Annotated in this window: 22 protein-coding genes; 11 read left to right on the top strand and 11 right to left on the bottom strand. The window is 67.9% G+C overall.

All coding sequences use genetic code 11. The features are described from left to right. Nucleotides 1-10: 10 nt before the first annotated feature. Together IEW34_RS04235 and hemP are read right to left on the bottom strand one after the other, a co-directional pair. On the bottom strand, nt 11-970 hold the full coding sequence (locus IEW34_RS04235; protein ID WP_188607832.1) for a heme/hemin ABC transporter substrate-binding protein: 960 nt from the start codon (nt 968-970) through the stop codon (nt 11-13). Between the two features lie 56 nt (nt 971-1,026). Continuing rightward, nucleotides 1,027-1,209, bottom strand: coding sequence for a hemin uptake protein HemP (gene hemP, locus IEW34_RS04230; protein ID WP_188607831.1), 183 nt, complete (start codon nt 1,207-1,209; stop codon nt 1,027-1,029). Nucleotides 1,210-1,482: 273 nt separating this feature from the next. Between hemP and IEW34_RS04225 the strand changes: the two genes are divergently transcribed. Further along, on the top strand, nt 1,483-3,600 hold the full coding sequence (locus tag IEW34_RS04225; protein ID WP_188607830.1) for a TonB-dependent hemoglobin/transferrin/lactoferrin family receptor: 2,118 nt from the start codon (nt 1,483-1,485) through the stop codon (nt 3,598-3,600). A gap of 74 nt (nt 3,601-3,674) precedes the next feature. After that, complete coding sequence (gene hmuQ / locus IEW34_RS04220; RefSeq protein WP_188607829.1) at nt 3,675-4,007, top strand: heme-degrading protein HmuQ; 333 nt, start codon at nt 3,675-3,677, stop codon at nt 4,005-4,007. Between the two features lie 212 nt (nt 4,008-4,219). Here hmuQ and IEW34_RS04215 read toward each other — a convergent pair whose 3' ends face one another. The 4 genes from IEW34_RS04215 to IEW34_RS04200 all read right to left on the bottom strand — a co-directional run bounded on the left by IEW34_RS04215 (nt 4,220) and on the right by IEW34_RS04200 (nt 7,883). Beyond that, nucleotides 4,220-5,221, bottom strand: coding sequence for an adenosine kinase (locus tag IEW34_RS04215; protein ID WP_188607828.1), 1,002 nt, complete (start codon nt 5,219-5,221; stop codon nt 4,220-4,222). Between the two features lie 159 nt (nt 5,222-5,380). Beyond that, nucleotides 5,381-5,932 (bottom strand): Smr/MutS family protein, encoded by a 552-nt coding sequence (locus IEW34_RS04210; protein WP_188607827.1) that lies wholly within the window; start codon nt 5,930-5,932, stop codon nt 5,381-5,383. 24 nt (nt 5,933-5,956) lie between these two features. After that, on the bottom strand, nt 5,957-7,060 hold the full coding sequence (gene mltA, locus IEW34_RS04205; RefSeq protein ID WP_188607826.1) for a murein transglycosylase A: 1,104 nt from the start codon (nt 7,058-7,060) through the stop codon (nt 5,957-5,959). Between the two features lie 97 nt (nt 7,061-7,157). Beyond that, complete coding sequence (locus tag IEW34_RS04200; protein WP_188607825.1) at nt 7,158-7,883, bottom strand: Tim44/TimA family putative adaptor protein; 726 nt, start codon at nt 7,881-7,883, stop codon at nt 7,158-7,160. A gap of 390 nt (nt 7,884-8,273) precedes the next feature. Between IEW34_RS04200 and IEW34_RS04195 the strand changes: the two genes are divergently transcribed. Next, complete coding sequence (locus tag IEW34_RS04195; RefSeq protein ID WP_188607824.1) at nt 8,274-9,344, top strand: carboxylesterase family protein; 1,071 nt, start codon at nt 8,274-8,276, stop codon at nt 9,342-9,344. Between the two features lie 143 nt (nt 9,345-9,487). Beyond that, on the top strand, nt 9,488-9,979 hold the full coding sequence (gene secB / locus IEW34_RS04190; protein WP_188607823.1) for a protein-export chaperone SecB: 492 nt from the start codon (nt 9,488-9,490) through the stop codon (nt 9,977-9,979). 82 nt (nt 9,980-10,061) lie between these two features. Here the strand turns inward: secB and dnaQ are convergent, their stop codons facing one another. From dnaQ to IEW34_RS04165, 5 genes are all read right to left on the bottom strand, one after another. Then, nucleotides 10,062-10,769: a DNA polymerase III subunit epsilon gene (gene dnaQ, locus IEW34_RS04185; protein ID WP_188607822.1), complete on the bottom strand. Its 708-nt coding sequence runs from the start codon at nt 10,767-10,769 to the stop codon at nt 10,062-10,064. 25 nt (nt 10,770-10,794) lie between these two features. Beyond that, nucleotides 10,795-11,409 (bottom strand): dephospho-CoA kinase, encoded by a 615-nt coding sequence (gene coaE, locus IEW34_RS04180; protein ID WP_188607821.1) that lies wholly within the window; start codon nt 11,407-11,409, stop codon nt 10,795-10,797. Next, nucleotides 11,406-12,242, bottom strand: coding sequence for a shikimate dehydrogenase (locus tag IEW34_RS04175; protein ID WP_188607820.1), 837 nt, complete (start codon nt 12,240-12,242; stop codon nt 11,406-11,408). Before IEW34_RS04175 ends, coaE begins: the two co-directional genes overlap by 4 nt. Nucleotides 12,243-12,415: 173 nt before the next feature. Next, nucleotides 12,416-13,036, bottom strand: coding sequence for a Maf family protein (locus tag IEW34_RS04170; RefSeq protein WP_188607819.1), 621 nt, complete (start codon nt 13,034-13,036; stop codon nt 12,416-12,418). A gap of 4 nt (nt 13,037-13,040) precedes the next feature. Beyond that, nucleotides 13,041-13,871: a pyruvate, water dikinase regulatory protein gene (locus IEW34_RS04165; protein WP_188607818.1), complete on the bottom strand. Its 831-nt coding sequence runs from the start codon at nt 13,869-13,871 to the stop codon at nt 13,041-13,043. A 462-nt stretch (nt 13,872-14,333) separates the two neighbouring features. On the opposite strand from IEW34_RS04165, the gene hemE reads away from it, so the two are divergent. The 7 genes from hemE (at nt 14,334) to IEW34_RS04130 (ending at nt 22,404) form a co-directional block, all read left to right on the top strand. Continuing rightward, nucleotides 14,334-15,347, top strand: coding sequence for a uroporphyrinogen decarboxylase (hemE, locus tag IEW34_RS04160; RefSeq protein WP_188607988.1), 1,014 nt, complete (start codon nt 14,334-14,336; stop codon nt 15,345-15,347). 90 nt (nt 15,348-15,437) lie between these two features. After that, nucleotides 15,438-15,860 (top strand): protoporphyrinogen oxidase HemJ, encoded by a 423-nt coding sequence (hemJ, locus tag IEW34_RS04155; protein WP_188607817.1) that lies wholly within the window; start codon nt 15,438-15,440, stop codon nt 15,858-15,860. A gap of 200 nt (nt 15,861-16,060) precedes the next feature. Beyond that, on the top strand, nt 16,061-17,326 hold the full coding sequence (rho, locus tag IEW34_RS04150) for a transcription termination factor Rho (protein WP_188607816.1): 1,266 nt from the start codon (nt 16,061-16,063) through the stop codon (nt 17,324-17,326). A gap of 365 nt (nt 17,327-17,691) precedes the next feature. After that, nucleotides 17,692-19,047, top strand: coding sequence for a tRNA uridine-5-carboxymethylaminomethyl(34) synthesis GTPase MnmE (mnmE, locus tag IEW34_RS04145; RefSeq protein ID WP_188607815.1), 1,356 nt, complete (start codon nt 17,692-17,694; stop codon nt 19,045-19,047). A gap of 8 nt (nt 19,048-19,055) precedes the next feature. After that, complete coding sequence (gene mnmG / locus IEW34_RS04140) at nt 19,056-20,933, top strand: tRNA uridine-5-carboxymethylaminomethyl(34) synthesis enzyme MnmG (protein WP_188607814.1); 1,878 nt, start codon at nt 19,056-19,058, stop codon at nt 20,931-20,933. Further along, nucleotides 20,930-21,583, top strand: coding sequence for a 16S rRNA (guanine(527)-N(7))-methyltransferase RsmG (gene rsmG, locus IEW34_RS04135; protein WP_188607813.1), 654 nt, complete (start codon nt 20,930-20,932; stop codon nt 21,581-21,583). Before mnmG ends, rsmG begins: the two co-directional genes overlap by 4 nt. Nucleotides 21,584-21,585: 2 nt before the next feature. Next, nucleotides 21,586-22,404, top strand: a complete 819-nt coding sequence (locus tag IEW34_RS04130; RefSeq protein WP_280516256.1) for a ParA family protein — start codon at nt 21,586-21,588, stop codon at nt 22,402-22,404. Nucleotides 22,405-22,462 lie beyond the last annotated feature (58 nt).

Genomic DNA, 22,462 nt, shown 5'->3' with positions numbered 1-22,462 from the left:
GCCCCCGCGCCTATTTCGCGCCGGACGGCGGCGCGGCGAGCTTGGGATAGAACGCGACCATCAGGTCGTGCGCCGCCTCCGGCGCCCGCGGCCCGAAGCCGAGGAGGTAGAGGCCCTCCATGGTGACGAGGCGCTTGCTCTCGCCGGCGGGTGTCGCCCCCAGCGCCGGCTGCTTGAAGACGTCGGCCGGCGCCAGCGGCTGGCCCTGGCGCTCCATCATGACGATCACGTCGGGCGCAGCAGCCACGACCGCCTCCTCCGTCATCGGCTTGTAGCCCTCGAAGGCGTCGGCGACATTCTCGCCGCCGGCGAGCTTGATCATGCCGTCGGCGCCGGTGCCGCGGCCGGCGACCAGCGGCCGGCCGTTCTGAAGGCTCATGACGAACATGGCGCGCACCGGCTTGCCGGCGCTGCCGCGGTCCTCGGCCAGTTTGGCGAAGCGCTCGCGGGTCGACCGGGCGAGTGCTTCGGCCTTCGTCGCCTCACCGGTCAGAGCGCCGACGCGGATGATGCGCTCGACGACGCCCTCGGGCGTCGGCTGGTCGGTGATCCGCTCCACCCTGACGCCCGCCTGCTCGATGAGCTTCAGCGCGTCGGGCGGCCCGGCGCCCTCCTGCGCGATGACCAGATCGGGCTGCAGCGACAGCACGCCCTCGGCCGAAAGCTGGCGGACGTAGCCGACGTTCGGCTTCTTCGTCGCCTCGGCCGGATAAAGGCTGGTGGTGTCGACGCCGACGATGCGATCGGCCAGACCCAGGTCGTACAGGATCTCGGTCAGCGCGCCGCCGGCGACCACGATTCGCTTGGCCTCGTCCGCCGCGGCGGCGGCGGGCAGCAGCCAGGCCACTGCGCAGAGGACACGGAGCGTCGTGATCCAAATGTCACAATTGCCGAGATTCAGGACGTCGGAGCGCCTCCACGGACGGGAGCGGCGGGGCGCGGTGCGGGAGTTGGAGGTGCTGTTCGTCATCGATCGCTCTGTGCCGGAAGCAGGGCGGCGCGGCCGCATGGGGCGCCCCCGCGGGTTCATTTGGTGAGTATGAGCTTGCCTTTGGAGGTCACGCGCAGCCGGTAGCGTTCATCATTGTGCACGATGATGACCTCGCGGCCATCGGTAAATAATTCCCGCGCCTCGATAATTCGAGGTTCTGTCGGCTCCTTGCCGGCGGGCGCCGCCGTCGTCGCCGGGGGTCGTGGCCGCTGCTCCATCGGTTCCACTCTTTGTAGCCAATCTAAAGTACAACTTGGATCCGCTCTAAAGAACGGCGACCAACGCATGTATTTGTCACTTTAGAAGACCTAAAAACTACGCCTCCCAATGATTTGACTTGAGTAGGACAAGTATCTAGGGAACGCAAACAGCCGCGCTCTAGAGCGCCGGCGCGACAACAATATAGCCAGCCAGCCACGCGGGCTCCCCAGGGCCCTCAAGCCAGCCAGCCAAAACACCAAAAAATCGAACCCGCTGGGGGCTTACTCGTCATGCGCATCTGGTCAGGCGCCGCACTCTTTATTTCGGTCTCCGTCCTCGCCATCACGGCCGCCCGAGCCGAGGACGTCGTGCTCGACACCATCAGCGTGACGGCGACCAAGACCGAGGAGCCGGCGATCGACGTCATGGGCGGCGCCAGCATCGTCAACCGCGCTCAGATCGAACGCTTCCAGCCGAGCCGACTGTCCGACACCTTCCGCGACGTGCCAGGCGTCTGGGTGCAGGAGAACGCCAACGACCCGGCCCAGTCGATCAACATCCGCGGCCTGCAGGACTTCGGCCGCGTCAACGTGATGATCGACGGCGCCCGGCAGAATTTCCAGGTCAGCGGCCACAACGCCAACGGCCAGTTCTATCTGGACCCCGAATTCGTCAGCCAGATCGACGTCACCCGCGGCCCGATCGCCAACATCTACGGCTCTGGCGCCATCGGCGGCGTGGTGCTGTTCAAGACCCGCGGCATCGACGACCTGCTGAAGCCGGACGAGAAGGTGGGCATCTCCCAGAAGGGCATGCTGGGCACCAACGGCGCCGGCTTCCTCAGCAGCACCATGGCCGGCGCCCGCCTCGGCCCCAACGTCGACGTGTTCGGGCAGTTCCTCACGCGCGAGACCTATAACTACAGAGATGGGCGCGGCACCGTTATCGGCGACACCGGCAGCGAAATCGTCGGCGGCCTGTTCAAGGTCAACGTCCGCCCCGCCGACGGCCACGAGGTCTCGCTCACCGCGTTCCGCCAGAAGTTCGAGTTCGACAACAACGGCTCGAGCAACCAGGGCGCCCGCTTCGCTGATGCGCTCAACACCGAGACCTACACGCTCGGCTATCGCTTCACCCGGCCGGACACGCCGCTCCTCGACTTCAACGTCAAGCTCTACGACAACAAATATCACATGTCGCAGCGCTACCTGGCGGACTCGCCGAGCGGCATCTACAGCACGTTGGGTGCCAAGCCGGGCCTCAGCCGTATCGTCTACGACCTGGAGAGCAAGGGCTTCGACGTCTTCAACACCTCGCGCTTCGATACCGGCGCCTTCTCGCACGCCGTGACCTACGGCGCCGACGGTGTGTGGGACAACGTCAAGAACTTCGACACCGCCGGCGGCTACGGCTCCACCTTCACCCCGTCCGGCGAGCGTCAACTGAACGGCGCCTACATTCAGGACGAGATCCGCTACGGCGGCTGGCTCCGGGTGCTGGGCGGCGCGCGCTACGACTATTACAAGCTGTCGAGCCCGGTGAACACCAGCGACGGCAGCCGGGTTTCACCGAAGATCACGCTGGGCATCACGCCGATCACCGGCATCGAGTTCTATGGCACCTACGCGGAGGCCTACCGCGCGCCGACGATCACCGAGACCCTGATCCAGGGCGTCCATCCGTTCCCGGCCTTCCGGTTGCTGCCCAACCCCAACCTTCGCCCGGAGACTGCCCACAACCTGGAGGCGGGTGTCAACATCAAGTACAACAACGTTTTCACCGCAGGTGACAGCTTCCGCGCCAAGGCGACGATCTTCCGCAACGTCATCGACGACTATATCGAGCTCGAGAATGCCGACACCTCAACGTTGGTGATCTTCATCCCGGGCGCGCCCACCTCGCTCTGCAATCGCATTCCCGGCGCCTTCCGCAGCGGCCTGTGCATGTTCATGCCCGACCAGCAGTACCAGAACATCGCCAAGGCGAAGCTGACAGGCGCCGAGCTGGAAGCCGCCTACGACTGGGGCTGGGGCTTCATCTCGGCCGCGGGCACCTATGTCGACGGCAAGAACGAGGAGACCGGCTACGGCCTCACCACCGTGCCGCCGAACCGCGTCTCCAGCACCATCGGCTTCCGCCTCCTCGACAACCGCCTGACGCTCGGCGGCCGCGTCACCGGCGTCGCCGCGAAGACCAGAGGCGACCTGCCGCCCGGCTCGGCCATCCTGCCGACCAAGGCTTACGGCCTCGTCGACCTCTTCGCCTCCTACAACTACAATGACTGGCTGCGGGCCGACATCAGCATTCAGAATCTGTTCGACAAGCAGTATGTGCAGTATCTGAACTACGTGGCGAGCGCCGGATTCCAGGCGAAGTTCGGCCTTACGGTCAAGTTCGCTTCCAAGTAAGGTGACCGCGATCGCGGTACGGGTCGAAGCCCGCGCCGGCCGCCCGCGCTCGCGAACCCTGTAAGGAGAGACGCATGTTCATCGCCATGAACCGGTTCAAGGTTCTGAAAGAGGCCGTGAAGGATTTCGAGAACGTCTGGCTGACGCGCGAAAGCTTCCTCACCGAGCTTCCCGGCTTCATCGAATTTCACATGCTGCGCGGCCCCGAGAGGGAGGACCATATCCTCTACGCCTCGCACACCGTGTGGGCGTCGCGGGCAGATTTCGAGGGGTGGACCAAGTCCGAGCAGTTCCGCAAGGCGCACCACCGCGCCGGCGACAACAAGCCGATGACCACCGGCCACCCGGAGTTCGAAGGCTTCGAGGTGTTCCAGACGGTGAACAACGTGCCCAAGGCGGCGGAGTAAGCCAGAGCTCGAACCCGGACGGCGCAAGGGTCTCGGCCGGCGCCGGTCTGGTGAGGCAGCCAAAGAGGGAGCCGCCCACCAGCTCCCTCCGCTTCGCTCAAGAGCGCTTGGCGTTCTCTATTCGGGAGACGGAGCATGTCCACGGACATGCTCCCGACTGTTCGCCGCATCCCGTGACAGGATCAGGGTTTACGGGTCCCCTCGCCGACCATTCAGCCGAGCAGGCCGTTCTCGGTGGCGAGGTCCTTGAGGCCGCGCTCGGGCCGGGCACCGAGGTGCTGGATGACCTCCGCTGCCGCGAGCGCCCCCAGCCGGGCGCAGGTCACGTCGTCGGCGCCCTGGGCGAGGCCGACGAGAAAGCCCGCCGCGAACAGATCCCCCGCTCCCGTCGTATCCACCAGCCGGTCGATGGGACATGCAGCGACGGCCCTGGTCTCGTCGCGGCTCACCAGCAGCGAACCCTGCTCCGACCGCGTGACCACGCCGAGCACCGGATTGCGTCGCAATGCCGCGACCGCGGTGTCGATGTCGGCGGTCTGGTACAGGCTCTTCAGCTCATGCTCGTTGGCGAACAGGATGTCGACGACACCGTCGCTCACCAGCCGCAGGAACTCGTCGCGATAGCGATCGACGCAGAAGGCGTCGGACAGCGTCAGCGCCACCCGCCCGTCGCCCGCATGGGCGATCTCCGCCGCCTTGAGGAAGGCGAGCTTGGCCTCGGGCGGATCCCACAGATAGCCCTCGAGGTAGACGATCGCCGACGCGTCGACGACGGCCTTGTCGATATCGGCCGGACCGAGGCCCTGGCCGGCGCCGAGGTAGGTGTTCATGGTGCGCTCGCCATCGGGCGAAACCAGGATGAAGCAGCGGCCGGTGGCGGGCCCTTCGCTCGCCGCCGCGGTCTCGAAAGTGACGCCGATGGCATGCAGATCGTGCGCGAAGACCTTGCCGAGCTCGTCGTTCCGCACCTTGGCGATCAGCGCGCCGCGCCCACCGAACGAGGCAACGCCGGCGATGGTGTTGGAGGCCGAGCCGCCGGACACCGTGACCGTCGCTCCCATGGCCGCGTAGAGCGCCTCCGCCCGTTCCTCGTCGATGAGCTGCATGGCGCCCTTGAGGACATTCTGGGCAAGGAGGAAATCGTCGTCCGCAGGGGCCAGGATATCGACGAGGGCGTTGCCGATGCCGAGGACGTCGTGGCGCTTCAGGGTCATGCGAGGGTTCCGGCACTGGGAGGGGGGTCGGCCCGCTTTACCAAACCCGGCGCCACAGCCAAAGCGTTCTGCCGCGCTTTTGCGATGCATGAGGGCTAACGGTACCGACCCGATGGAGGGGCAGGAATGGAGGTCTGGCCACGGGACAACCTGACCCGATCATAGGCGCGGCCGGCGCAGCCGCACATAGAGGGCGCCGCTGCCGCCATGGCGCTGCCCTGCCTCCTCGACGCCAGCGACGAGGCCCCGCAGGTTGGGCTGCGCCAGCCAATGCGGCACCAGGCGGCGCAGGACGCCGCGCTCGCCGGAGCGGGCGATGTCCGGCTCGACGCCGCCCTTGCCGGTGATCACCAGGACGATGCGCTCGCCCCGGCGCCCGGCATCGACGAGGAAGCGCGTCAACGCGCGGTGCGCCTCGTCCTGGCGCATTCCGTGCAGATCGAGCACGGCATCGATCGGCAGGGCCCCGCGTTTCAGCGCCAGGCGCAGCCGGCGCTCCAGGGGCCCGGGCGGCGCAGCCACCCGGGGCCGCGCCACCTCTGCGCGCGGCGCATCGGCCGTCGGCGCGGGCGGCGCGGCCTGGGCCGGGGCCGGCTCCGGTTGGGGCTCGGCGAGGGGCGGCCGGCCCGGAAGCGGCGTCACCGAGCGCATCACGAGCGCCCAGAGGGCCAGCTCATCCCGCCGGAGGTTGCGGCTGCGTCGCCCCGCCATCGTCGCCGCTCCCGCTCGCTGCCGTCAGTTCGCGCCGGCGGCGGCCGGCAGCAGCACGACGAGCCGCGCCGGCTCCCGCACCAGCCCGGCGAGCAGGCCGGCGACGGCGCCGCTGCCCATGAAGATGTCGCCCCGCGCCGGTCCCTGAATGGCCGAACCGGTGTCGTGGGCGATGAGCAGCTGCGCGAACGCCCGGCGCTCGCCGCTGGGCAGGGGCAGGACCGTGGTCACGAACATCGGCAATCCGTAGCTCCAGATCGATCTGTCGACGGCAAGGCTGCGCAAGGGCGTCAACGGCACGCCCGCGCCGCCCACCGGGCCGTCGTCGGGCCCGAGCTCGTCCGCCGGCCTGAAGAAGATGTAGGACCGGTTCTGCCGCATGATGCGCCGCCCCTCCTCCCGGTTCGCCCTGAGCCAGCCGTAGAGCTTGTCGGCGGTCATGGCGGCGGGCGCAATGCCGAGCCTCTCCACCAGCAGCCTGGCTGCCGACGTGTAGGGATGGCCGTTGCGGCCGGCGTAGGCGAAGCGCCGCACATGGCCGTCGTCGAAGCGCACCCGGACCGAGCCCTGCACATGCGCCATGAACAGATCGACGGGGTCGAGAAAGGCGAGCGGCGCCGCAGCGGCGCCGAGCGCCCCGTCCTCGATCGCCGCCCGGTCAGGATAGGGTTCGAGCGCTCCCCCGCCAGCCACCGCCGGTCGAGAGCGGGCGGCGCTCAACGCCGGATCGAAGACCGCCGGCCTGTTGGCTTCGGTCACCGCGACGAGATCGGCGGGACGGGCCAGCAGGGGCACGGAGCGGATTGCCGTCGGCCGGGTCGAGCCCCCGATCTCCGGTTCGAAATAGGCGGTGACGAAGCCCGCCGCGCCGATCACAAATGGCCGGAAGTGGGCTTCGAAGAAGCGGCGGGCCTCGGCACCGCCCGGCGCGACGAGCGCTGCCCGGCAGATGTCGGCGAGGCCGGGAGGACCCGGGCGCGCCGCACGGACCCCGGCAGCGTCCGCGGCAATGGCCGGACAGGACTTGAGGAAGGCGGCGAAAGCCGCCGCGTGATCGTCCCTCGCCCATCCCGCCAGATCGGCATAGGCGACGGGCTCTAGCGCGACGTCCGGACGCTGCGCGGCCATGCCCGGGGCCGGGCCTAGGACCTGGCCGGATCGGAAGCGAGCATTCGGCCGGATGCACGCGCTCCCGGTGGCTGCATCGGCCGCGCGTCGCCTCGGCTCATTGTCCGGATTCGGTCGCCACCAGCTGCCAGTTCGGGTCCTTGGCCCCGAGGGTGCGGGCGAACGTCCACACGTCGGTCACGTCGACGACAGTGTCGGGGCTGCCGTCGACGACGGCGCCCGAGGCGTTGCGCGTCACCGTGATCAGCTTCGACGTGAAGCGCACGGTGACCTGCGCGTTGCGGGCTTTCACCTCGACCCCCGTCACCTCGGCATTGTCCACCGAGACGAACGTGGTTTCGGCGCGCTCGCCGCGCTTCTCACGCTCGGCGATGGCCCCCTCGAAGCCGTCGAACACCTCCCGGGACAGCAGACCCTTCAGGGTGCGTCGATCGCCCGCGGCAAAGGCGGTCACGATCGCCTCGTAGGCGGCCTTGGCGCCCTGGACGAAGCCGCTGCCGTCGAACGACGGCTCCTGAGCCACGATGGAGTCGAGGCCGGCCGCCACCGGCGAGCCAGGTTCGGCGACGCCCTTCCAGCGCTCCTCCGGCGCCATCTCCATCGCTGGCGCCGTGCTGGTGCCGGGCAGCTGCACCACATTGTCGTCACGCCTGTCGCCCGCCGCCTGCTCGGGCTTGGGCAGGGGCGGCTCACGCCGGGCGAAAGGATCCGTCGGCGGTCGCTCGCTGCCGGTTCGCTGGCCGAGCACCGAGCGCAGCCGCCAGATCACGAACACCGCGAGGGCGAGGAATATGATCGTCGTCAGATCGAAGGAATCTTGCATGGTCGAGAACGTTTAGAGCACGGTGGCAAGGCGGGGCCGTTGATCCCCGCGAACACGAACCTGAGGTGGGGACGACTTCATGCCCTAACTCTCTGAAATCGATCACGTCCATCCGCCTGGACCGGTCGGCCCCACTCGCGGCGTGATCTGGGTGATCGTACAGGAGATCGCAACGTGCCGCCACCGCGGCCATTGGTTCCATACCGTTGCGGCTCTCCCCGCGGGGATCGACGCCCGGTCGGCTGACGCTCCGGCGCGGGCACGGATAGTCCTCGCCGAAGAGCATATAGTCGTTGCCGGGCCTAACATCCACCGGCGCCGGCGACAAGCGCCTGTGACCCGCAGCATGGGAGCCGCGGCGGATCGCACACCGATGACGGGAGGATGGAGATGGACGAGCGTGCAATCGACGATCTGGTGGCCCTGCTGCCGCCGCTGCTCGAGACGCTGGACGCGCTCGGCTTCGTGGCCCGCCACCTCCACCCCCCAGACCTGTCCGCCGTGATGGAGGCGGCCGGCAGCCCGGACGAGCCGTTGCGCGGCGCGCGCACGCAGCTCGCTGCGTGGCCGGACGCCTTCGCCCGCGTGCGCGCCATGCTGGAGGCGGCCAGCGATGCGGCCATCGCCGCCTTTGACGGCCTGCGCGCGGCAGAGGCTCAAGGGGACCTGACCGCGGTCTACCGGGCGCTCCGCTACCTGCCGCGCGCCCAGGAGGCGCTCTACCCGCTCGCAGCGCGCCTGCCGCCGGTCAGTCGCTTCTTCCTGGATCCGGCCGTGCGAGACGACGCTGGTCTTGCGGCCCGCATCGCCGGCAGCGGGCCCCGCGACGACACCGGCATCGCGCATGTGGACAACGAGCCCGGCTCCCGCGGCGGCTTCTCCCTGTACGTGCCGGAATATTATACCGCCGACACCGCCTGGCCGCTCGTCGTGGCGCTCCACGGCGGCGCCGGTAATGGCCGCGGCTTTCTCTGGAGCTGGCTGCGCGATGCCCGCAGCCACGGCGCGATCCTCCTGGCGCCGACGGCGACGGGACCAACCTGGGCGCTCGCCGGCCCGGACACCGACACGCCGAATCTCATGCGCATCATCGCGCGCGTTCGCGCCACTTGGAACATCGACGCCGATCGCCTGCTGCTCACCGGCATGAGCGACGGCGGCACCTTCACCTATGTCAGCGGGCTGGAGCCGGGCTCGCCGTTCACCCACCTGGCGCCGGTCGCCGCCGCCTTCCATCCGATGTTGGCACAGATGGCAGACCCGGCGCGGATCCGCGGCCTGCCCATCCACCTCGCCCACGGCATGCTGGACTGGATGTTTCCGATTCAGATGGCGCGCGAGGCGCAGCAGGCGCTAATGGCCGCTGGTGCAGCCCTGACCTACCGGGAAATCGACGATCTCAGCCACACCTATCCGCGGGAGGTGAACACGGCGATCCTGGACTGGCTGCGCTCGACCTGAGGCGCTGCGGGGGGCTGAGCCCACCGGCCGACGCCGTGCTTGTCGGCCATCCCGTTCCGTGTTAGCCGCCGACCGCCTTCGACGCCTGCAACGCGCGGCGTCTGCGACGACCGCGGGCAGCCCGCACCGAAACGAGGACTCCCATGTCTGAACCCTCCACCAACGGCGCACCCTTGTGGCAGGGCGATCCGAACGGTCCCGCGCTCAACGCGCTGGCGCAGTACACGCGCGACCTCTCGTTCGAGAACCCCAACGCGCCGCGCTCGCTCACGCCCCAGAACAAGCAGCCCCAGATCTCCATCCAGGTGAACGTCGGCGCCAAGCAGCTGGCCGATGCCGACTTCGAGGTCGAGCTCAAGCTGGAGGGCGGTGCGGCCATCGACGGTGAGACGCTGTTCGCGTTCGATCTGACCTATTGCGGCATCTTCCGCGCCCAGAACATCCCGCCGGAGAACCTGCACCCGGTCATCATGATCGAGTGCCCGCGGCTGCTCTTCCCGTTCGCCCGGCAGATCGTCGCGGATGCGGTGCGCGGCGGCGGCTTCCCGCCGCTCTACGTCGATCCGATCGACTTCGCCGCACTCTATCGCGACCGCGCCGGCCAATTCGCCCAGGCCCCGGCACAGGCACAGTAACCCCGTCCCGCCCAGACGAAAGGCCGGGCTCAGCCCCGGCCTTGGCCGCCAGGGACAAGGCGTCGGCCGCCTTGCCGTAGCGTCAGCTCAGCTCGATGTACTCGCGCCAGATGGCGGCGTCGCCCAGGCTAGCTACGAAGGCCGCGTGAACGGCGAGTTCGTCGGCGTTGACGAGCGGCGCCAGCGGGACCGGCCGCTGCAGCGTTGGCGCCCGCCCTCCCCGAGACCCCGGGCCATGGCCGCCCACCAGAATCGGCATCAGGTCGAGCCCCGCCTGGCGACCACCGATCAGCTCGATGTAAACCTCCGCCAGGATCTCGGAGTCGAGCAGCGCGCCGTGCTTGGTGCGACGGGAGTTGTCGATCCCGTAGCGCGCGCACAGCGCATCCAGGCTGTTGCCGGCGCCGGGATGACGACGGCGGGCGAGCGCGAGCGTGTCGAGCACGCGCATCGCCGCGACCGGCGGACGTCCGACCCGGCCGAACTCGGCGTTGATGAAGCCGATGTCGAAGGCCGCGTTGTGGATGATCAGCATGTCCTCGCCGATGAATTCAGCGAATTCGGCGGCGAGGTCGGCGAAGACCGGTTTGTCCTTGAGGAAGTCGTCGCCCAGCCCGTGCACGGCGAACGCCTCCTGGGGCATGGGCCGTTGCGGATTGATGTAGAGATGTAGGTTGCGGCCCGTCGGGATATGATTCAGCAGCTCGACGCAGCCGATCTCGACAATACGGTCGCCGTTGGCCGCGTCGAGGCCGGTGGTCTCGGTATCGAGCACGATCTCACGCGTCACTGACCCGCCCTCCGCCTGGCTTGCCTCAGGAAACGATCGTCACGACGCGTCCTGTGCGGCCGGCGAGCGCCCGCAGAATATCGTCCACTTGGCGGCGAGCGGCAGCAAAGCCGCGACCGGTGTCCACAACGAAATGCGCCCGCGCGCGCTTGATCGCATCGGGCACCTGTTTCACGTGAATCAGCTCGAACTTCTCGGCGGTCATCCCCGGCCGGGCGAGCACCCGGGCACGCTGCACCGAGGCCGGGGCGCTCACCACCACCACCGCGTCGCAACGCCGCTCACCGCCGGTCTCGAACAGCAGCGGAATGTCGAGAACCGCGACCGGCCGCGACCGCCGGGCCGCATCGGCGAGGAACTCGGCTTGAGCGCCGCGCAGAAGAGGGTGAACGATCTGCTCCAGCTGCTTCAGTGCCGCGTCGTTGCCGAGCACCGCGGCACCCAGCTTCTGGCGATCGACGACGCCGTCCGCCGTGGTGCCGGGAAACGCCGCCTCCACCAGCGGCGCCGCGACACCGCGATAGATCGTATGGACGGCGGCGTCCGCGTCATAGACGGGGACGCCGCGCGCCCGAAACATGGTCGCCGTGGCCGATTTGCCCATCCCGATCGAGCCGGTGAGGCCAAGCAAGAAGGTCATCGCGTTCCCTCGATGTCGGCAACGAGCAAGTCCCGCAGCTCCTTGGTCACCTCGGGCCTTACGCCGAACCAGCGCTCGAAGCCCGGCACCGCCTGATGCAGCAGCATTCCAAGCCCGTCCACCACCTCGAGGTCCCGCGCGCGCGCCTGTGCCAGCAACGGCGTCTCCAGAGGAACATAGACGATGTCGTAGACCGTAGCGCCGGCCGGCAACGGCGACAGGTCTAGGGCGAGCGACGGCTGTCCGGACATGCCGAGCGACGTGGTGTTGACCAGGAGCCCGGAGCCGGCCAAGGCGTTCCCGACCTTGTCCCATGCCGCCGGCCTGACGCGTGGACCGAACGCCTGCGCCAGTTGCGTCGCCCGCTCCACAGACCGGTTGACCACGTGGACGGTGCCGACGCCCCGCTCCAGCAGACCGTGGACCGCGGCGCGCGCCGCGCCGCCGGCGCCGAGCACCGTGGCCGCCCCGGCGCGCGCGCGCCAGCCCGGCGCGGCCTGATCCAGGTTGTCCATGAAACCGGCCACGTCCGTGTTGTCCGCCCGCAGCCGACCCTCCTCCAGCCACAGCGTATTGGCTGCGCCGAGCCTTGCCGCCACCGGCGTCAGCTCGTCGACCTGGGCGGCCACGGCCCCCTTATGCGGCACCGTGACGTTGCAGCCGCGCCAGCCGCCGGCCCGCAGCTCGGCAATGAAGGCCGGAAGAGCTGCCGCGGTGATGTGCTGGCGCTCATAGCTGCCGGCGATGTCATGCTGCGCCAGCCAATAGCGATGGATCAGCGGAGACCTGGAATGGGCGATCGGATCGCCGATGACGCAGGCGCGCGGGCTCATGGCGGTTCCTGCCGCAGAACAGTGACGATGTTATCCACCACAGCGCCTCGCGGGTCATCGGGGAGCTGCATCGGAGCAGCGATAGAGATGGGCCCCCGCGACGCAGGCGCCGCATGGCCGGCCCTGTTCTTGTCGCGATGCGAAGCCTGGTCAAGTCCAGCCGGAGCGGCGCCTCACCGCGCCAGCGCACCGAGGCGGCGGAGCGCCTCCAGCAGCGGCAGCAGCGGCAGGCCGAGGATGGTGAAGTGATCGCCGCGGATGGCCTCGAACAGCTGCACGCCCAGACCCTCGACCTGATAGCCTCCGACGCTGCGGGTCGCCGCCTCGCCGACGCGGGCGATGTAGCGCGCGATGAAGGCGTCGGACAGGGGCCTCACCACCAGCTCGGCCTCCGCGTTCAGCTCGGCCAGCACCCGCCCGTCTCGCGCCAGAGCCGCCGCCGAATGCAGCGTGTGAGAGCGGCCGGCAAGCGTCGCGAGCTGCACCGCCGCAGCGGTCGCATCGGCCGGCTTGTCATAGACGCGGCCGGCGCAAGCCAGGGTCTGGTCGGCGCCAAGCACCAGGCGCTCCGGATGACGGCGCGACACCGCCAGGGCCTTCTCGCGCGCCAGCAGGGCGGCAATGCCGGCCGCCGGCGTGCCGGCCGACCGGGCGGGGCCGTCGATGGCGCGCTCGTCGACCAGCGGCGCCGTGGTTTCGACGGGGAGCCCGGCGGCGCGCAGCATGTCGCGCCGGGTAGCGCTGGTGGAGGCCAGGAGCAGAGGCTCGGCATCGAGCCAGAAGGGATCTGTCACGGGATCAGGTCGCGATGAAGGTGAACTGGTGCTCGCGGTAGAGATCGAGGATCGCCGCCGCTGTCTCCTCGATGGAACGGCGCGTCACGTCGATCACCGGCCAGCGGTTGCGCATGCAGATCCGCCGCGACTCGGAGATCTCCTCCGACACCGCCTCCCGGTCTACATAGGACGAGCGATCGTTGGCGTTGAGGCTCAGCAGCCGGTTCTGGCGAATCTGCACGATGCGCTCTGCGCTGGCCACAAGGCCGACGACGAGCGGCCGCCGCACGTTCTCGAGCTTGGCCGGCAGCGGCGCCCCGGGAACGTAGGGGACGTTGGCGGTCTTGATGCCGCGGTTGGCGAGGTAGATGCCCGTGGGCGTCTTGGAGGTGCGGCTGACACCGAAGAGGACCACATCGGCCTCGTCGAGGTCCTCCTGCAGCTGGCCGTCGTCGTGCAGCAGCGTGTAGTTCATGGCGTCGATGCGCTTGAAATACTCCGCGTTGAGCACGTGCTGGGCGCCGGGGCGCGCCTGCGATGACGCCCCGAGGTACGACTGGAACATGTTGACCACCGGCGCCAGCACCGACAGGCAGGGTGAGCTGGTCTCCCGGCACACCTCCTCGAGCGCCATGGCCAGTTCCACATCGACCAGCGTGTACAGCACCATGCCGGGCGCCGCCTGAATGCCGCCGATGGCGCGGTCGAGCTGCTGGCGCGACCGGACGAGCGGATAGACGTGCTCGATGGCAGCGACGCCCTCGTACTGGGCCGACACCGCGCGGCTCACCGCGATCAGGGTTTCGCCGGTCGAGTCGGAGACCAGATGGAGATGGAAAAAGCTGCGGTTCACGGCGACATCCGAAGGCGCTCGGGCTCCCGACTTCGGCATCGCGGCGGTCCGGATGGCCACCTGCGGCTGCGATGCATCCGCCCCGGAGCGGGGGACAACTCTGCGCGTCTGTGGACGGCACCGCGAACCGAAGCGATCGAGGCGCTCCACTCTGGCGCGGCCCGGGACGGCGATCAACAGGGGCGGGGCTGTGGCGCCCTGGCCTGGGGATCGCGGGACGAAGCGGGATGGCGCGCCGCGGACACCGGCGCGCAGGTTAACAAATCGTTAACCGGCCTGCCTTTCGTTTACGGATTGCTAACACCCCCGGGCCGCCGGGTTGACGCAGGCGGCTGGGGAGCGATTGTGGACAGCCTTGCGCCGCGCTAATCCGCAGCTCAACAGAAACTACAGACTACCGATTCAAAGAATTGTTTAGGAGAAGGGTCGCCTGTGGCTAACGTCGACGAGACGTCACCGTTCATGCGGGCGCTCCGCGGCGAACGGAGCGCGATACCGCCGCTGTGGCTGATGCGGCAAGCCGGGCGCTACCTGCCGGAGTACCGCGAGCTTCGGGCCAAGGCCGGCGGCTTTCTCGAGTTCTGCTACACGCCCGCGCTCGCCGCCGAGGCGACCTTGCAGCCGATCCGGCGCTTCGGCTTCGATGCGGCCATTCTGTTTTCGGACATCCTCGTCATCCCCGACGCGCTCGGCCAGCGTGTCCGTTTCGTCGAGGGCGAGGGACCGCGACTCGATGCGGTCACCGACCCGGCCGCCCTCGCCTCGCTCACGGGCGATCCCAGCCGGCTGGACGCGGTGCTGGAGACCGCCGCGCGGGTGCGTGGTAGCCTGGGACCGGAGACGGCCGTCATCGGCTTCTGCGGGGCGCCCTGGACGGTGGCGAGCTATATGATCGCCGGCAAGGGCACGCCCGACCAGGCGCCGATCCGGCTGACCGCGTATCGCGACGCGGATTTCCTGCAGGCGATGATCGACCGGGTGATCGAGGCGTCGGCCCGCTATCTCGTCGGACAGATCGACGCGGGGGTCGACGCCGTGCAGATCTTCGAGAGCTTCGGCGGCGCCCTGCCGCCGGCCCTGTTCGAGCGCTGGTCGTTCGAGCCGATCATGCGATTGGTGCGGCACGTGAAGCACGAGCGGCCAAGGGCCCGCGTCATCGTCTTCGCCCGCGGCGTCGGCGACCGGCTGACGCAGTTCGCGGCCGCTGATGGCATCGACGCCATCGGCCTCGACTGGTCGATCGATCCGGCCTGGGCGGCCGAGACGTTGCAGCCGCGGCGGACGGTGCAAGGCAATCTCGATCCGCTGGCCTTGATCGCCGGCGGGGATGCCCTCGATGCCGCCGTCGCGCGTATCCGCGGCGCCTTCGGCGAGGGCCCGCATATCTTCAACCTCGGTCACGGCATCCTGCCGGAAACCCCGCTCGCCCATGTGGAGCGCCTGGTCGCGCGGGTACGGGCGCCCGGGAACGGCTGACCGGCTGCGCCGCCGGGCGATGGAGCCAGGCTAAGGCCCGGCCGTTTGCATCCCCCACGCTCAAACGCCTCGGGAAAGGACGGATCAGCCATGTACGACTGGTTCAAGGCGCTGCACGTGATCGCGGTGATCGCCTGGATGGCGGGCATGCTCTATCTGCCGCGTCTGTTCGTTTATCACGCCGGCGCGGCGCCGGGCTCGGAGGCGTCGGAGACCTTCAAGGTGATGGAGCGCCGCCTGCTGCGCGCGATCATCACCCCGGCGTCGATCGCGGCGCTGGTGTTCGGCCTCGTCGTGCTGTTTCACGGGGAATGGTGGCGGTTCGGCTGGATGCACGCCAAACTGACGCTGGTGCTGGCAATGTTCGCCGTGCACGGATTCCTGGCGCGCACCGTGCGCGCCTTCGCCGCCGACGAGAATCGGCGAAGCGCTCGATTCTATAAATTCGTCAACGAGGTACCGACCGTCCTAATGATCCTCATCGTGCTCCTGGTGGTCCTCAAGCCGTTTTGACGCGGTTTTGGCTTGAGCGGCCGGGCAAAACGAGGTATCGAGAACGGGTCTTTCCCCAGACGAGTCGGCGTAAGCGGCCCATCCGCTTCATTTTCGTAACGCCGACTGTGGTCGCGCTCGCGCGCTGATTCCACGATTTACCCATCACATATTCGCCGCGCTCGGGCCCCGACGCGGCCCATCCGCGAGAGTCATCCCCCATGCGGGAGATCAAACTACAGGACCTTAAGTCCAAGACGCCGACCGAACTGCTGGCTTCGGCCGAAGAGCTGGAGGTCGAGAACGCCTCGATCCTGCGCAAGCAGGAGCTGATGTTCGCCATTCTCAAACAGCTCGCCGCCCGCGAGACGGATATCATCGGCGAGGGCGTCGTCGAGGTGTTGCAGGACGGCTTCGGCTTCCTGCGCTCGTCCGATTCGAACTACCTGCCCGGTCCCGACGACATTTATATCTCCCCGTCCCAGATCCGCCGCTTCGGGCTGCGCACCGGCGATACCGTGGAGGGGCCGATCCGGGGACCGAAGGAGGGCGAGCGCTACTTCGCCCTGCTCAAGGTCAACACCATCAATTTCGAGGACCCGGAGAAGATCCGCCACAAGGTCCACTTCGACAACCTCACGCCGCTCTATCCAGACGAACGGCTGCGCCTCGAAGGTGAAGACCCGACGCGCAAGGACTTTTCGGCTCGCATCATCGATATCGTCTCGCCGATCGGCAAGGGTCAGCGCGGCCTGATCGTGGCTCCGCCGCGCACCGGCAAGACCGTCCTGCTGCAGAACATCGCGCAGTCGATCACCAACAGTCACCCCGAATGCTACCTGATCGTGCTGCTCATCGACGAGCGGCCCGAGGAGGTCACCGACATGCAGCGCTCGGTGAAGGGCGAGGTGATCTCCTCGACCTTCGACGAGCCGGCGGCGCGCCATGTGCAGGTCGCCGAGATGGTGATCGAGAAGGCCAAGCGCCTGGTCGAGCACGGACGCGATGTCGTCATCCTGCTCGACTCGATCACCCGCCTCGGCCGCGCCTACAACACTGTCGTGCCGTCGTCCGGCAAGGTGCTGACCGGCGGCGTCGACGCCAACGCGTTGCAGCGGCCCAAGCGCTTCTTCGGCGCGGCCCGCAATATCGAGGAAGGCGGCTCGCTGACCATCATCGCCACGGCGCTGATCGACACCGGCAGCCGCATGGACGAGGTGATCTTCGAAGAGTTCAAGGGCACCGGCAATTCGGAAATCATCCTCGATCGCAAAGTCTCCGACAAGCGCACCTTCCCGGCCATCGACATCACCCGCTCGGGTACCCGCAAGGAAGAGCTGCTGGTGCCGGCCGACATCCTCAAGAAGATGTACGTGCTGCGGCGCATCCTCAACCCGATGGGCACCGTCGACGCGATCGAGTTCCTGCTCGACAAGCTGCGCCAGACCAAGTCGAACTCCGAGTTCTTCGATTCGATGAACACCTGAGCGAGAGACGGCGCTCGACAAAGCGGGAAACCGGACGCGCGCACCCTGTGGCGTAGCCGTTCGCGTAAGATGCGCAGGCGGCCCGGCCTTGAGCGTTCGGGCGAGCCTACCGGGGCCGCCGGTTGCCAGCGCCGATGCGCAAACTTGCCTGTCCGCAGGATGCCGCATTGAGCGGGCGTGGTCGCATTGGGCGGCTGGTCGATTCCTTCCCTTGGGGGCTAGGTGTTTTCGAGCGAAGTGGACGCCGGTTCGCGTGAAGAAAACGCGACAAAACAAACAGAAGAGCATTTCGGCGATTCGAAGAAACGCGGAAATGCTCTAGACTCCCTGCTGTCGCTTCGGCCGGCCACGTTGGCGTCAGGCACATGTACTTCTCCGCGGCGGTGATTCACGTGAAACACACTGTAGCCCACGGCGGGGATACGATCTGCGCGCTGGCCACGGCCCCGGGACGGGCGGCCCTGGCGGTGGTCCGGATTTCGGGTACGCGGACTCGATTCGCTCTCGAAACGTTAGCGGGCGCGCTTCCGCATCCCCGTCAGATGAGCCTGCGCCGCTTGCGGGATGGCCAGGGTAACGTGCTCGACACGGCGCTGGTGGTACTCTTCCCGTGCCCGGCCAGCGCTACCGGCGAGGACTTGGCCGAACTGCATCTGCACGGCGGCACGGGCGTCAGCGCGGCCGTGATGGCGGCGCTGACGTCGCTATCGGGCATCCGGTTGGCAGAGCCGGGGGAATTTACGCGCCGCGCCGTCCTCGCCGGCAAGCTCGACCTGACCGAGGCCGAGGCGATTGCCGATCTCGTGGAAGCCGAGACGGAAAGCCAGCGGCGGCAGGCAGTTCGGCAGCTCGGCGGTGAGCTCGGCCGGCGGATTGGCGATTGGCGCGAGCGGCTGCTCGGAGCGCTGGCCCTGGTCGAAGCGGATCTGGATTTCTCCGACGAGGGCGACGTGGGCGATGATCTCCTCGGGCCGGCGCTGGCCGAGGCGATTTCGATTCGGATCCAGATCGAGTCGACCTTGAACGACAATCGCATCGGCGAGCGGCTCCGCGACGGCTTTACGGTCGTCATCGCTGGCCCACCCAATGCGGGCAAATCCACGCTGCTCAATCACTTGGCGGGCCGCGACGTCGCCATTGTCTCTCCCTTTCCCGGGACAACGCGTGATGTGCTCGAGGTGCGGTGCGATCTGGGCGGTCTACCGATCACGCTGATCGATACGGCTGGCGTGCGGGATTCCCACGAGCCAATCGAACGCGAGGGGATCCGCCGAGCGGCCGCTCGTATGAGCGAGGCGGATCTCGTGCTATGGCTGGCAGCTGCCGGGGAGGCAAGCGCGGACTCGCCCTCGGGTGCGCTTAAGGTGCGAACCAAGAGCGATCTGGTCTCAGCCTCGCCCTCACTCGGGGAGATCTCGGTATCGGCCTTGACCGGCGCCGGGGTGACCGACTTGCTCGGAGAGATCGAACAACAGCTACGGGCGCTGGTCGGGGCCGAGCCGGCTTTGATCACGCGGGACCGGCACCGACGGGCGCTTGAGGATTGCCGGGCCGCATTGCTTCGGGTGTGCGAGGGGCGCGTGAAGGCCGCTCGCGAGTATCCGGAGCTGTTGGCCCAGGACCTGCGCGATGCGGTGCAGGCCCTGGGACGTATCACAGGTCATGTGGGAGCGGAGGAGGTTCTCGATCGGATCTTTTCCTCCTTCTGTATCGGAAAATAGCGGACAACATGTTTCACGTGAAACCTGCCAACTTCGATGTGATCGTGATCGGTGGTGGCCACGCGGGGACGGAGGCTGCTGCGGCCGCGGCTCGGCTTGGGGCGCGCGTCGCGCTGGTGACGCAGCGCGCCGCGACCATCGGAGCCATGTCATGCAATCCGGCAATCGGCGGCCTCGGCAAGGGTCACCTTGTGCGCGAAATCGATGCTCTCGATGGTCTGATGGCTCTTGCAGCGGATCGGGGCGGCATCCAGTTCCGCCTGCTGAACCGTCGCAAGGGTCCCGCCGTGCGTGGTCCGCGGGCCCAGGCCGATCGCAAGCTCTACGCCGCCGCCGTGCAGGATCTGTTGGCTCAGCAGCCGAACTTGTGGATTGTCGAGGCGGAGGCGGCAGAGATCGACGTCGTCGATGGCCGGGTGACCGGCCTGCTGTTGGGCAACGGCGACCGATTCGGCTGCGCAACGCTTGTCATCACGACCGGCACGTTCCTTAACGGCCTCACCCATGTCGGCGAGGTCAAGGTGCCCGCCGGGCGCACGGGAGAACCGCCAGCCCTGCGGCTAGCCCGTTCGATTGGCGGGCTGAGCCTGCCGATGGGACGTCTTAAGACCGGGACCCCGCCGCGCCTCGACGGTGGGAGCATCGACTGGGCGAGCCTCGATCGGCAAGAAGGGGATGACCCGCCCGAACCGTTCTCGGCAATGACCGAGCGGATCACCAATCCGCAGGTCGCTTGTGGTGTGACGCGGACGACGGCGGCTGGCCACGACCTCATCCGCGCCAATTTGCATCGGGCCCCCATGTACTCCGGTGAGATTTCGGGACGTGGCCCGCGCTACTGTCCCTCGATCGAAGACAAGGTCGTGCGCTTCGCCGATCGGGCCAGTCATCAGATCTTCCTGGAGCCCGAAGGCCTGGATGACCCAACCGTCTACCCCAACGGCATCTCGACGTCGCTTCCCGAGGACGTCCAGCGCGCCTTTCTGGCCACCATTCCCGGGCTGGAAAGGGCGCAGATGCTGCGTCCCGGCTACGCCGTCGAATACGACTTCGTCGACCCCCGTGCGCTCGATCCGACGTTGCAGGTGCGCACGGTCCGGGGCCTGTTCCTGGCTGGGCAGATCAACGGCACGACCGGTTATGAGGAGGCGGCGGCGCAGGGGATCGTCGCCGGGCTCAACGCAGCTCGCGTCGCGGGCGACGCGCAGCCGGTGGTCTTCGATCGGACCGAGTCGTATCTGGGTGTGCTCATCGACGATCTTGTGACCCAGGGCGTGACGGAGCCCTACCGCATGTTCACCTCACGCGCGGAGTATCGGCTGTCACTCCGCGCCGACAATGCGGACGAGCGGCTCACACCGAAGGGCATCCAGCTCGGTTGCGTCGGCAGGGCACGACGGGACGCATTCGTTGCCAAGGCGAACGCGCTGGAACACGCGCGCGCTCAACTGCGCGCGCTCAGTCTCACGCCATCGGAGGCCGGGCGTCATCAGCTGACGGTCAACCAGGACGGGGTGCGGCGGTCGGCGCTTCAGCTGCTATCCTACCCAAGCATCACGATCGAGCGGCTGGGCAGCATCTGGCCCGCGCTGGCAAGCATCCCCGGGCATCTGCGTGAACGGCTAGAGACCGATGCCATCTACGCCGTCTATCTCGATCGGCAGGCGTCGGACGTCGAGGCGTTCCGGCGCAGTGAAAGCGTGGCGTTGCCTGCTGGATTGGATTTCAACTTGCCCGGCCTGTCCGCAGAACTGCGGGTGAAGCTCGAGGCGACGCGACCCGCCACGCTCGGCCAGGCGTCGCGCATAGAGGGGATGACGCCGGCCGCCCTCACCTTGCTCGCCGCGCTGGCGCGGCGCGACCGCTCAGTCGAGCCAGCTGCGTGAAGCGGGATCGCTCGGGGGCGGATCCGTTCGGCGACCGCGAGCGGGCGTTGGCCCTCCGCCCGGTTTCACGTGAAACAGAAGAGCGCTTCGCCCTCCTGGAGAGCGAGTTGCGGCGCTGGCAAGCGGTCAAAAATCTGGTCGGACCGGATACCCTCAACCGCGTCTGGACGCGCCACATCATCGACTCGGCTCAGTTGCTCGACATCGTCCCGGGCGCCCGGCATTGGCTCGACCTGGGCTCCGGCGGCGGCTTCCCCGGCCTCGTGCTGGGAATCCTGCTCGCCGACAGCGGCGGCCATATCCATCTCGTCGAGTCGAATGGTCGCAAATGTGCTTTCCTTCGACATGCCGCGCGAATCACGGGCGCGTCTGCTACAATCCACGAGGCCCGCATCGAGGACTGCGTCATACGCTTCGCGGGCCAAACCGATGTCGTCACGGCGCGCGCTGTCGCCCCGCTTGACGTCTTGCTCGGCTGGACCAAAGACTTGTTGAGAACCGGCACGGTTGCGCTGTTTCCTAAGGGTCAAGATGTAGAGTCTGAGTTGACGCAGGCCACTAGATCTTGGAAAATCGACGCAACCTTGGTCCAAAGCTTGACGGATTCAGCAGGCCGCATCGTGTTCGTCCGGGGCCTGGAGGGCTCTTAAAGATGTCCATCTCTGCCACCTCGTTGCCGCGCGTGCTGGCGCTGGCTAACCAGAAGGGCGGCGTCGGCAAGACGACCACCGCCATCAATCTCGGCACCGCGCTCGCTGCCATCGGCGAGCGCGCGTTGATCGTCGATCTCGACCCGCAAGGCAACGCCTCGACGGGCCTCGGCATCGATCGCAAGAGCCGGCGGCTGTCGACCTACGACGTGCTGATCGGCGAGTGCCGACTGGTGGACTGCGCGCTCGAAACGGCCGTGCCCAACCTGTCCGTCGCCCCCTCCACCCTCGATCTGCTGGGCGTCGAACTGGAGATCGCGAGCGAAAAGGACCGGGCCCACCGGCTGCGGCGGGCGGTGGAGGGTCTCTGCCGCGACGGCGAGGAGCGGGCGTTCGACTACATCCTCGTGGATTGCCCGCCATCCTTCAACCTGCTCACCATCAATGCGCTGACCGCCGCCGATTCGGTGCTTGTGCCGCTTCAGTGCGAGTTCTTTGCATTGGAAGGCCTCAGCCAGCTGCTGAAGACGGTGGAGCAGGTCAAGGCGGCGCTCAACCCGCGCCTGACCATCCACGGTGTCGTCCTGACCATGTTCGACCCGCGCAACAATCTGTCGAACCAGGTGGTCGACGACGTCCGCAAATATATGGGCAGCAAGGTCTATGATACCGTGATTCCGCGCAATGTGCGGGTGTCGGAAGCGCCGTCGCACGGCAAGCCGGCGTTGCTCTACGACTTCAAATGCTCGGGGTCGCAGGCCTATCTCAAGCTGGCCTCCGAGGTCATCGCCCGGGAGCGGCAGCTCCGCCCGGCGGCCTAGCGTGGGACGATATTTGGTTCAATCATCATCCCGCTCTAGAGCGTTTTCGAGCGAAGTG

The organism is Chelatococcus reniformis (assembly GCF_014640075.1).
Classification (GTDB): Bacteria; Pseudomonadota; Alphaproteobacteria; order Rhizobiales; family Beijerinckiaceae; genus Camelimonas; species Camelimonas reniformis.
Note: the sequence above shows the minus strand (reverse complement) of the source record. Positions and strands in the feature narration are given on the sequence as shown.

Coding starts and splice junctions, on each gene's coding strand:
- IEW34_RS04235 (WP_188607832.1), bottom strand. CDS start 970: ATGACGAACAGCACCTCCAACTCCCGCACCGCGCCCCGCCGCTCCCGT.
- hemP (WP_188607831.1), bottom strand. CDS start 1,209: ATGGAGCAGCGGCCACGACCCCCGGCGACGACGGCGGCGCCCGCCGGC.
- IEW34_RS04225 (WP_188607830.1), top strand. CDS start 1,483: ATGCGCATCTGGTCAGGCGCCGCACTCTTTATTTCGGTCTCCGTCCTC.
- hmuQ (WP_188607829.1), top strand. CDS start 3,675: ATGTTCATCGCCATGAACCGGTTCAAGGTTCTGAAAGAGGCCGTGAAG.
- IEW34_RS04215 (WP_188607828.1), bottom strand. CDS start 5,221: ATGACCCTGAAGCGCCACGACGTCCTCGGCATCGGCAACGCCCTCGTC.
- IEW34_RS04210 (WP_188607827.1), bottom strand. CDS start 5,932: ATGGCGGGGCGACGCAGCCGCAACCTCCGGCGGGATGAGCTGGCCCTC.
- mltA (WP_188607826.1), bottom strand. CDS start 7,060: ATGGCCGCGCAGCGTCCGGACGTCGCGCTAGAGCCCGTCGCCTATGCC.
- IEW34_RS04200 (WP_188607825.1), bottom strand. CDS start 7,883: ATGCAAGATTCCTTCGATCTGACGACGATCATATTCCTCGCCCTCGCG.
- IEW34_RS04195 (WP_188607824.1), top strand. CDS start 8,274: ATGGACGAGCGTGCAATCGACGATCTGGTGGCCCTGCTGCCGCCGCTG.
- secB (WP_188607823.1), top strand. CDS start 9,488: ATGTCTGAACCCTCCACCAACGGCGCACCCTTGTGGCAGGGCGATCCG.
- coaE (WP_188607821.1), bottom strand. CDS start 11,409: ATGACCTTCTTGCTTGGCCTCACCGGCTCGATCGGGATGGGCAAATCG.
- IEW34_RS04175 (WP_188607820.1), bottom strand. CDS start 12,242: ATGAGCCCGCGCGCCTGCGTCATCGGCGATCCGATCGCCCATTCCAGG.
- hemE (WP_188607988.1), top strand. CDS start 14,334: ATGCGGGCGCTCCGCGGCGAACGGAGCGCGATACCGCCGCTGTGGCTG.
- hemJ (WP_188607817.1), top strand. CDS start 15,438: ATGTACGACTGGTTCAAGGCGCTGCACGTGATCGCGGTGATCGCCTGG.
- rho (WP_188607816.1), top strand. CDS start 16,061: ATGCGGGAGATCAAACTACAGGACCTTAAGTCCAAGACGCCGACCGAA.
- mnmE (WP_188607815.1), top strand. CDS start 17,692: ATGTACTTCTCCGCGGCGGTGATTCACGTGAAACACACTGTAGCCCAC.
- mnmG (WP_188607814.1), top strand. CDS start 19,056: ATGTTTCACGTGAAACCTGCCAACTTCGATGTGATCGTGATCGGTGGT.
- IEW34_RS04130 (WP_280516256.1), top strand. CDS start 21,586: ATGTCCATCTCTGCCACCTCGTTGCCGCGCGTGCTGGCGCTGGCTAAC.